General features: G+C 47.4%; 11 protein-coding genes. 4 read left to right on the forward strand and 7 right to left on the reverse strand.

The genetic code is table 11. The annotated features are described in order from the left end of the window. The first annotated feature begins 115 nt into the window (after positions 1–115). Positions 116–844, forward strand: a complete 729-nt coding sequence (locus Q3O06_RS02935) for a YebC/PmpR family DNA-binding transcriptional regulator (protein ID WP_301817596.1) — start codon at positions 116–118, stop codon at positions 842–844. A 58-nt stretch (positions 845–902) separates the two neighbouring features. Here Q3O06_RS02935 and Q3O06_RS02940 read toward each other — a convergent pair whose 3' ends face one another. Next, entirely contained in the window at positions 903–1,391 is a 489-nt protein-coding gene (locus tag Q3O06_RS02940) for a disulfide bond formation protein B (protein ID WP_301817598.1), read from the reverse strand. A gap of 786 nt (positions 1,392–2,177) precedes the next feature. Beyond that, complete coding sequence (locus tag Q3O06_RS02945) at positions 2,178–2,642, reverse strand: Lrp/AsnC ligand binding domain-containing protein (protein WP_301673180.1); 465 nt, start codon at positions 2,640–2,642, stop codon at positions 2,178–2,180. 221 nt (positions 2,643–2,863) lie between these two features. Here Q3O06_RS02945 and alr point away from each other — a divergent pair, with 221 nt between their 5' ends. Further along, a complete protein-coding gene (gene alr / locus Q3O06_RS02950) occupies positions 2,864–3,922 on the forward strand; it encodes an alanine racemase (protein WP_301817599.1) in 1,059 nt (352 codons plus the stop codon). A 541-nt stretch (positions 3,923–4,463) separates the two neighbouring features. On the opposite strand, the gene Q3O06_RS02955 is transcribed toward alr, so the two are convergent. The 5 genes from Q3O06_RS02955 to prmB form a co-directional block, all read right to left on the reverse strand. Continuing rightward, entirely contained in the window at positions 4,464–5,822 is a 1,359-nt protein-coding gene (locus tag Q3O06_RS02955) for a PFL family protein (protein WP_301817601.1), read from the reverse strand. A gap of 52 nt (positions 5,823–5,874) precedes the next feature. Then, positions 5,875–6,528, reverse strand: a complete 654-nt coding sequence (locus Q3O06_RS02960) for a DUF6630 family protein (protein WP_003754521.1) — start codon at positions 6,526–6,528, stop codon at positions 5,875–5,877. A 509-nt stretch (positions 6,529–7,037) separates the two neighbouring features. Then, entirely contained in the window at positions 7,038–7,310 is a 273-nt protein-coding gene (locus Q3O06_RS02965; protein WP_250580573.1) for an ACT domain-containing protein, read from the reverse strand. A gap of 129 nt (positions 7,311–7,439) precedes the next feature. Further along, positions 7,440–8,177 carry a toxin-antitoxin system YwqK family antitoxin gene (locus Q3O06_RS02970; RefSeq protein ID WP_301817613.1) on the reverse strand — a complete coding sequence of 246 codons (738 nt, stop codon included), beginning with the start codon at positions 8,175–8,177 and terminating at the stop codon, positions 7,440–7,442. Between the two features lie 138 nt (positions 8,178–8,315). Beyond that, complete coding sequence (prmB, locus tag Q3O06_RS02975) at positions 8,316–9,215, reverse strand: 50S ribosomal protein L3 N(5)-glutamine methyltransferase (protein ID WP_301817604.1); 900 nt, start codon at positions 9,213–9,215, stop codon at positions 8,316–8,318. A gap of 144 nt (positions 9,216–9,359) precedes the next feature. Here prmB and Q3O06_RS02980 point away from each other — a divergent pair, with 144 nt between their 5' ends. Both Q3O06_RS02980 and Q3O06_RS02985 read left to right on the forward strand, forming a co-directional pair. Beyond that, complete coding sequence (locus Q3O06_RS02980; protein ID WP_301817605.1) at positions 9,360–9,593, forward strand: structural protein; 234 nt, start codon at positions 9,360–9,362, stop codon at positions 9,591–9,593. A 66-nt stretch (positions 9,594–9,659) separates the two neighbouring features. Continuing rightward, a partial coding sequence (locus tag Q3O06_RS02985; protein ID WP_301817607.1) for an HK97 family phage prohead protease occupies positions 9,660–10,243 on the forward strand: 584 nt, incomplete at its 3' end.

Here is a 10,243-nt window from a genome sequence, read left to right on the forward strand (position 1 = left end):
GACAACGGCACGGCATAAAACAGGATATTTTGGGTGCTTGCAACTTATGTTAAAATGCCGACCGTAAAAAATCTGACAAAAACAGATTAATTATTTGAAATAAGAAAGGAAATTTATGGCAGGCCATAGCAAGTGGGCGAATATCCAGCATAAAAAAGCCCGTCAGGATGCCAAACGCGGCAAAATCTTCACCCGTTTAATCAAAGAAATCACCGTTGCGGCGCGTATGGGCGGCGGCGATCCCAGTGCCAACCCGCGCCTGCGTCTGGCTTTGGAAAAAGCAGCCGAAAACAATATGCCCAAAGACAATGTGCAACGTGCCATCGATAAAGGTACGGGCAACTTGGAAGGCGTGGAATACATCGAGTTGCGCTACGAAGGCTACGGCATCGGCGGCGCGGCTTTGATGGTGGACTGCCTGACCGACAACAAAACCCGCACCGTTGCCGACGTGCGCCACGCGTTTACCAAAAACGGCGGTAACTTGGGTACCGACGGCTGCGTGGCGTTCAACTTCGTGCATCAGGGCTATTTGGTATTCGAACCCGGTGTTGACGAAGACGCGCTGATGGAAGCGGCTTTGGAAGCCGGTGCGGAAGACGTGGTTGCCAACGACGACGGTTCCATCGAAGTCATTACCGCGCCAAACGATTGGGCGGGCATAAAATCCGCTTTGGAGGCGGCAGGTTACAAATCCGTTGACGGCGACGTAACCATGCGCGCCCAAAACGAAACCGAACTCGCCGGCGATGATGCCGTCAAAATGCAAAAACTGATTGACGCGCTGGAAGACTTGGATGACGTGCAAGACGTTTACACTTCCGCCGTATTGAATCTGGACTGATACGCAGCACAGCAGACATACAATAAAATGCCGTCTGAACCTTTCAGACGGCATTGATTTATTTAGCCCTTGCCCACACCCACCAAACCGTCAGAACAACCGCCAAAAAATACGCCGCGCTCCAAACAGGCAAGGCAATTCCCAGCAGATAATCCGGTTCGGCACAATTTCCGAACCCGCGCACGACAGGCTCGAACCAATCAAACAAAGGCCAGCCCTTCAATCGAAACGTCCACGGCGCGCCGCACGAAGGAGCGGTTCCCGGCGGCAGCGACTGCAACCACAACTGATATGCCGCAACAGAAATACCCGTAACGGCAGGAATGCTGATAAAGACAGCACCGAACAAACCGCCTGCCCTTCTTCTTGGTCTGCACATCAGGACAATTGCCGCGCACAATGCGGTTGCCAAAACGCACAACCGCTGACTGATACACAAAACGCAAGGCTCCATACCCAAAACATACTGTGCCGCCAAAGAACCGGCAAATGCACAGACCGAAACGGCAAACAGCAGCCAAACGGCTTTTCTAAATAACGGGGTCATTTTCTCAACACACCAATCAAAATACCGATATGCCGATTTTGCTGGATATATCCCAAGATGGCAAGGGACGAATCGACACCGGGCAGGTGCGGACGATTTCGGTTTTCCCCGATATGCACAAGACCTGACAAGGGACAAAACGGCGATTTGCCCGCACAATGCCCGCAAAAAAAAATACATCCGGAGGATTTTAATTTCGGCAAATTTAGCGAATCAAAAGCAACAGCCGATAAAGAAAAGGCAAAAGTTTATTTCAATGAAAGCATATGATTTTTTTGAATAAGCGGATTGACGGGCTTTTGAGAGAATTTGTTACCGGATAGCCATCGGGCAAGTTTTTTGCAAAATTTGAATCGGTCAGGTAAATTTTCAAAAAATAATTGACAGCAGATAAGAAACAGCGGATAATTACCGCCGTTGAGTTGCTTGATGCAGCTTGATTTTTCTCCTCTATTTCTCCTTTGTAGACTTGGCACACATTCAATCGGATGTGTGCATTTTTTTATCTCCGCCCTCTTTGAAATTTAATTACTTTTATCGTTTAAAATTCTATCCTTTAAGAAATTTAACAAGAAAACCGCTTGCTTTTTGACCGGAAAAGCTGCATAATTCATTCCGTTAGCTGGTTCGAGTAGTCAGTTAATAGTTTCTCCTCTATTTCTCCTTTGTAGACTTGGCACACATTCTATTGGATGTGTGCATTTTTTTATCTGAAGCAACAAGCCTCTGTACGTGATGTTGTTATGTTTCATTCAGGTATCAAACCGCATACCCGGTCTGAAATATTCAATCCAAATCCAAAACCGGATTTTCTTTGACTTCCTCCATCACAACATAACTCCTACTCTCCGAAGCGGCAGGCAGTTGCAATAGGATATTGCCGAGCATATCCCGATAGGCAGACATATCGGGCAAACGTACTTTAATCAGATAGTCGTATTCGCCCGATACCAAGTGGCATTCCATAATTTGCGGAATTTTCAGCACTTCCTTTTTAAAGTCTTCAAAGATATTGCCCGATTTGGATTGTAATTTCAATTCGACAAAAACCAATAAAGGTTTGCCCAACAGATGGGGATTGAGACGGGCGTGATAACCGGAAATATAATGTTCCCGCTCCAAACGGCGCACCCTCTCTGTAACGGGCGTGGTGGACAAGCCTACCTTCTCGGCAAGCTCCGTCATCGGGATGCGGGCATTCTGTTGAAGGATCTTAAGGATGCGGAAATCGATTTTATCTAGTTCTTTCATTTGGATTGCCTTGTATTTATTATTGATTTTAACAAATAGAGTATAAATTTGGGAAAGCGATTATATCAGGAAAAGCAAACCGCCTTCCTACCTGAAAACTGCTGCCCCGGCTTGAAGACACAAGGTTCTTTAATATTTTAAAAGCCTTTCCGTTGGATTATAATTCCCCAATTGATTTCTTAATTTTGCTAATAAACACTTGTTTGGTAAGGAATGAATTTATGCGGCCTTTGAACGTGCAGATCAGGTTGGGCAACCTTAGGCACAATTATCGGATTTTAAAGGAAATGCACGGAGGCAAGCTGTTGGCGGTAGTTAAGGCGGATGCATACGGACACGGTGCGGTCAGATGTGCTTTCGCGCTGGCAGACTTGGCAGACGGCTTTGCCGTGGCGACAATCGATGAGGGAATCAGGCTGCGTGAGAGCGGCATTACCCATCCGATTGTCCTTTTGGAAGGCGTATTTGAAGCATCGGAGTACGAAGCGGTCGAGCAATACTCGCTTTGGCCGGCAGTCGGAAACCAATGGCAGCTTGAGGCTTTGCTGGCCCGCCATTGGAAAAAACCTGTCAAGGTCTGGTTGAAAATGGATTCGGGAATGCACCGTACCGGATTTTTCCCTCATGATTACGCTTCGGCATATGCGGCATTGAAACAGTCGGAATATGTGGACAGTATTGTCAAGTTCTCGCATTTCTCCTGTGCGGACGAACCCGAAAGCGGCATGACGGAAATACAGATGGAAGCATTCGATTTGGGTACGAAAGGGCTGGAAGGCGAAGAAAGCCTTGCCAATTCCGCCGCTATTTTGAATGTTCCCGAAGCACGCAGGGACTGGGGGCGCGCCGGCTTGGCGTTGTACGGCATTTCCCCGTTCGGAGGCAGCGATGACAGGCTGAAACCTGTGATGAGGCTTTCAACCCGTATTTTCGGCGAACGCGTTTTACAGCCGCACTCCCCTATCGGTTATGGCGCAACATTTTATACCAGCAAATCTACGCGCGTGGGTCTGATTGCCTGCGGTTATGCGGACGGTTATCCGCGCCGCGCCCCAAGCAATTCCCCCGTCGCCGTCGACGGCAAATTGACCCGGGTCATCGGCAGGGTCTCTATGGATATGATGACCATCGAGCTGGACGCTTCGCAAGAAGGTCTGGGGCACGAGGTCGAACTGTGGGGCGATACGGTCAACATCAATACCGTTGCCGAAGCGGCCGGAACCATCCCTTACGAATTGATGTGCAATATCAAACGTGCAAAATTCACTTATATCGAGTAATCGACTCCAAACGAAAATGCCGTCTGAAGCCTTTCAGACGGCATAAATGCGTTTTGACAAAATCAGTAAAAGACATTGCCAAATAGAAAATACTGATAATGCCCACAATCTGAAACCCCATCCTTCCCGCAAAAACGGAAAATCAAAATCAGAAACCTAAAATTCCGCCATTCCCGCGCAGGCGGGAATCCGGTTTTTTGAGTTTCCGTCATTTCTGATAAATTCCCGTCGTTTTTCATTTCTAGATTCCCGCATGCGCGGGAATGACAAAATTAAAGTTTCAGAATTTATTTGAACAACAAACTAGATTCCCGCTTTCGTGGGGATGACGGCGGATAGGTTTTGTTGTTTCGGATAAATTCCTGTTGTTTTTTGGTTTCCAGATTCCCACCTTTAAAAGAATGACGTAAGAAAGCAGAAATAAGGACACAGGGATTTTTTAAATTTGCAATATTCTTTTCTAAAGACATTTTACCCAATGCCCATAAACAAAAATGCCGTCTGAAGCCTTTCAGACGGCATTTTCCCATCAAAACCGCAATCAGTTCTTCATCGACTGCACCGGCGCAGGAATCCTGCCGCCGCGGTTGACGAACACTTCGCACGAACCTTCTTTAACCGGCATTACAGGCGCGTAGCCCAACAGGCCGCCGAACTCGACGCTGTCGCCGACGGTTTTACCGGTAACCGGAATGATGCGCACGGCGGTGGTTTTGCTGTTGATCATGCCGATGGCGGCTTCGTCGGCGATGATGCCGGAAATGGTATGAGCAGGCGTGTCGCCGGGGACGGCAATCATGTCCAGCCCGACCGAGCAGACGGCGGTCATCGCTTCGAGTTTGTCCAGCGTCAGCACGCCTGCTTCGGCGGCGGCAATCATGCCTTCGTCTTCGGAAACGGGAATAAACGCGCCGCTCAAACCGCCGACCGCGCTGGAAGCCATCATGCCGCCTTTTTTCACGGCATCATTCAACAATGCCAAAGCCGCTGTCGTGCCGTGCGTACCGCAGACGCTCAAGCCCATCTCTTCAAGGATGCGCGCCACCGAATCGCCGACGGCGGGGGTCGGTGCCAGCGACAAATCGAGAATGCCGAACGGGATATTCAGCATTTTTGAGGCTTCTCGCCCGATGAGTTCGCCCACTCGGGTAATTTTGAAAGCGGTTTTCTTCACTACTTCCGCAACTTCGGTCAATGTCGTTGCATCTGAATTTTCCAACGCGGCTTTTACGACACCTGGGCCGGATACGCCGACATTAATCACAGCATCCGCTTCGCCTGAGCCGTGAAACGCGCCCGCCATAAACGGATTGTCTTCCACCGCGTTACAGAACACGACGATTTTCGCGCAACCGAAACCTTCGGGCGTAATTTCAGCCGTGCGTTTGATGGTTTCGCCTGCCAGCTTGACCGCATCCATATTGATACCGGCGCGCGTGCTGCCGATATTGATGGAGCTGCACACGATATCGGTAGTCTTCATTGCTTCGGGAATGGAGCGGATTAACACCTCGTCTGAAGGCGACATGCCTTTTTGCACCAACGCGGAAAAGCCGCCGATGAAGGACACGCCGATGGCTTTGGCTGCCTTATCCAAAGTCTGCGCCACGCTGACATAACTGTCGGCTTTGGTCGCCGCCGCGATTTGGGCAATCGGCGTGACAGAAATGCGCTGATTTACAATCGGCACGCCGTATTTGGCAGACAGATATTTTGCCGTTGCCACCAAGTCTTTGCCGACCGTAGTGATTTTGTTGTAAATGTTTTGGTTCAACACATCGATGTCGGTGCTGATACAGTCGTGCAAATCAATGCCGATGGTAATGGTGCGCACATCAAAATTCTGGTCGGCCACCATGCGGATGGTTTCGAGGATTTCGTTGGAATGGACTTGGGACATTTTTGGGGATTCCTTGTTGAATGGGTTTTATTTGGTGCAGGCTGCCTGTGATTTATTTTTGTTCTGAGACATAATGCGGTGTTTCTTCTACTGCGGCAAACAGTTTGCCGTCCGCATCCCATAAGGGTTGGCGGCAGGAATCGCAGTATGCCGCTTCGTGATTAGCATACGGCGGCGGCTCGCTTATGGCCAAATCCCATGCCGACAGTTGACCGCAGGAGGAGCAATCGACCGTATATAAGATGAAATTTGCCGCTTTGTTCAGACTTTGGAAGGTCCAAAAATCAGACTGGATTCTTTCCAAACTTTTACATGCGTTGCTCGGAACAATAAACACAGTGTAGTCATCGCTGCCACTTTCCAAAAACATCAACCGCATTTTTTGCCGTTTGAGTTTGCCGTCGAAATAATCGAAGGCAAAGGGCAGAAAATTGCCGCTTTCCCAATCTTGGCCAAATTCTTTATCGAATTTTTTATATAAATCATCAGGTTTTACTTTTAGTATTTCTTTGCCGAATGCTACCAAACGCTCATTGACAAATTGATAAAGCTCACCCTGCCCACTCTCCCCTTTCCAATCTAAAAAGAGAAAAATACGGTTTTGATACAGGGCTTCTCGCAATATTTCGTTTTGAGAAGCTGATGGCAGCAGCGCAGTATATTCGTTTTCGGTAACAATTTTTTGCAGTATTTTTTCGGGTTTCATTGAAATATTCTCGTATTTTGGTATTTTGAAATGCAGACTGCCTGTATTTCCTTTTGCTTGGATTTGTTTTTACCGCCCAACCACTACCGCAACATCAGCCGTTTGACAAGCACAAACACAGGAAGCGACAGCAAAAACGCCAAAAATCCGTGCTCCACGCTCTACACTTTGAACGACACGGTATCACTTTGTTATCGATCACGATTTGGTAGCGTGCAGTCATAAAAGCATTGGCATCTAATCGGTTATTTACGTAAAACAGCTCGAACGTGTCGGGTGGCAGGCAGGTCTATTGTAAATATACGCCTTCATGGTCGCGCAACACAGTATCTTCGCGCACCAAAGTTTCGATGCTTTTTCACCGGTTTAGAGGTTGGCGCAGGGTTATCATGGTGGAACTCCTTCTTTTCAGTCAGCCTGAACGGCCGGTAACGATGGTATCTCTGCCCTGTTCTCCAACACATTCAAAGCAGCCTGCACTTTGAAAACTAGAGTGCAGGCTGCTTTTTTCAGATTCGGTGCATGGCTTGAAAAATTTCTTCGTTTTGCATACGGATATCAAGCGCGAGTTTTTTGCTCTCTTCCGCAAACAAATCCAAGATCTCTTGGCGCGATTTGGTGCATTTTGAAGTATCCACCAAAATAATCATGGTAAAAAAATCGTCCATCAGTTGTTGGCTGATGTTGAGAATATTAATCTGGTTTTCCGCTAAAATTTTGGAAACGTCGTACACAATGCCCACACGGTCTTTGCCGATGACGGTGATGACTGAATTATTCACGAAGCTTTCTCCTTGCAGATATTCATTAAAAGCCAAAATTATATACCACTGCTAAATTTTCAAAAAACAATGCCATCAATCTGCACATATTAAGAATGCCGTCTGAATATATTTCAGACGGCATCAAATTTAGGGTTCGATTAAATAACCATCCTTATCCCACTGGGTCTTCCTAACCAACTTATCATCCTGATAAACAGCTTCGCTCTTTTTAGAACCATCTTCATACCACTCTAAGACTACTCCATTACGTTTATGATGATGGATAGACAGTTCCGAGAGTAATCGACCGCTTTCATCCCATGTCAGAATCTTAGCTGGCTCATCATTGACCATAACCATTTCCGTTTTGATATTGCCATCAGCATACCATTGTTTCCATACGCCGTTTGCCTTATTTTGTTTAAACTGGATTTCGCTTTCCTTGCTGCCATTACGGTAATAGCGGTATCCCGTACCCTCACTCAAGCCATTTTTATAAGGCATAACTGCAGATTTTTTACCGTTCGGATACCAGTTGACCCATTCACCATCCGGTTTACCCTTACTGAAACTTCCTGTCATCTTTTTTTGACCATTAAAATGCCACAAAATCAACATGCCATTTTGCAGGTTAGGTACAAAAGATTTGATTTGTGTTGAAGCAACAATATAAGGTTCAGAATATTTCTTCATCGACGGATAATAAAAATCCTGAGCATGAGCAATACCAGACACCACACTATATTGCCTGATATAAGCCGCAGAAGACATCGTCGCCGTCAGTTTCCCGTTCTGATTAAAATAAACAGAATAAGTCTGCGCCGGCAAAGCGGCCGAAAAACCCAATAGGACAGTTGAAAATACAATCCGAGATAATTTTTTCATTGCAATAGCGATATAAAAAACAATTAACTTATAAACAATATGGTAAGGATTTCTCTGCCAAGCGTCAAACCCGAGACAACGTGTCGTAAAAATGCCGTCTGAAAACAAATCGTCTTCAGACGGCATTTCCCCTTCAACTCACTCTTCACCCAATAACTGCTCGCGCGTCAAGAGGAAAACAAAACCGTCGCCCCCGCTGGTTTCCAACCAAGTAAAAGGCAACTCCGGATACGCTGCTTCCAATACATCCCTGTTATGCCCGATTTCCACCAGCAATACACCTTTGGGATTCAGAAACTTTGCCGCATTCAGAAGAATCTGCCTGGTGGCATCCAATCCATCCGCCCCGCTGCCCAATGCCAATTCCGGTTCGTGCAAATATTCCTCAGGCAAAGCCTCAACCGACTCCGCATCCACATAAGGCGGATTGGAAACAATCAAATCATAAGTGCCTTCCAATCCTTCAAACAAATCCGTATGAATAAGCTGGATGCGTTCTTCCAAACCATAATCTTCGACATTAATCCCTGCCACTTCCAAAGCATCCAAGCTCACATCAACCGCATCAATGTGCGCATCGGGATAGTGATGCGCCATCTGAATTGCGAGACATCCGCTTCCGGTACAAAGATCCAAAGCATTATGCACCAACTCATCATATTCTATCCAAGGACGAAGTCCGTCACCCAACAATTCATAAATAAAAGAACGAGGTATGATTACGCGCTCATCCACATAGAAATCAAACTCCCCCTGCCATGCCTGGTGTGTCAAATAGGCAGCAGGAATGTGTTCGACAGCACGACGCTCAATAACCGCCAGCACTTCCTCTTTTTCAGCTTCCAAGAGCTTTGCATCAAGATATGGGGCAAGCATATCCAAAGGCAAATTCAAAGTATGCAAAATCAAATAAGCCGCTTCATCATGCGCATTATCTGTTCCATGACCAAAAAAGAGCCCTGCCTCATTAAAACGGCTGACTGCAAAACGTAAAATATCGCGGATAGTCGTCAATTCTTGTGCTGCCTGATTAAACATAATATGAACCATTCTGCGTATAGATGCTTTTAATTATAACAGAAACAACAAGCAAACCTTTTCATATCGCCAAATAACCACTCAATCTACCCATACATCTACATAAATGCCCGCGCGAAAACCATCGCCCGAACGGAAACGGCGATGGCGGACGGTATGGGCAATCTGATAGGCAGGGAAGAAACGGGGCTGGTTACCGGTAAGCAGTGGATAACCGCAAAAGACGACAAGGTGTCAGAGGTTTGCAATGCCAACGGCGAGATGGGCGTAATCGGTTTGCACGAGCCTTTCTCACACGGCGCGTTGACGATACCGGGACATCCCAATTGCAGGTGTGTCGTCGTGCCTGTTTTGTCAGAGAATATGCCTGAATCTTGATTTCTTCGGGTAAAGCGGGTGTGTTTTGCCGCCTCTTTGCGGGGCGGCTTTTTTTGGAGCAAATCAATGACGAAGTTATACGCAGAAATCGCCAAATTAGAGGCGCAGGACGACGGCACGGTCAAAGTTTGGGGTTATGCCTCAAGCGAGGCGGTCGATTCGGACGGCAAAGTTATCGCGGCGGCAGCTATGAAGGCGGCGATTTCCGATTATATGAAGTTTGGCGCGGTGCGCGAGATGCACGGCTCAAACGCGGCGGGAACGGCGATTGAAATCAACGTGGAAGACGACGGCAGAACCTTTTTCGGGGCGCATATCGTCGATCCCGTTGCCGTGACGAAGGTCAAAACAGGCGTTTACAAGGGCTTTTCCATCGGCGGCAGCGTTACCGCCCGCGATGAGTTGAACAAGTCGCAAATCACGGGCTTGAAGCTGACGGAAATCAGCCTGGTTGACCGACCCGCCAATCCCGATGCAGTGTTTACCTGCTTTAAGGCGGACAAAAGTGCGGAAACGGTAAACAACGATACAGAACATAATACTGCATATTTTAGCCATTTCCCTTCCAAACAAAAAAGCACCGGCGGCGGCCGATGCCCCTTCCCTTACAGGTTCCCCTATTTTTTAGCTGCGGGCAGCACCGGTTTGGC

The organism is Neisseria maigaei (assembly GCF_958267405.1).
GTDB lineage: Bacteria > Pseudomonadota > Gammaproteobacteria > Burkholderiales > Neisseriaceae > Neisseria > Neisseria bergeri.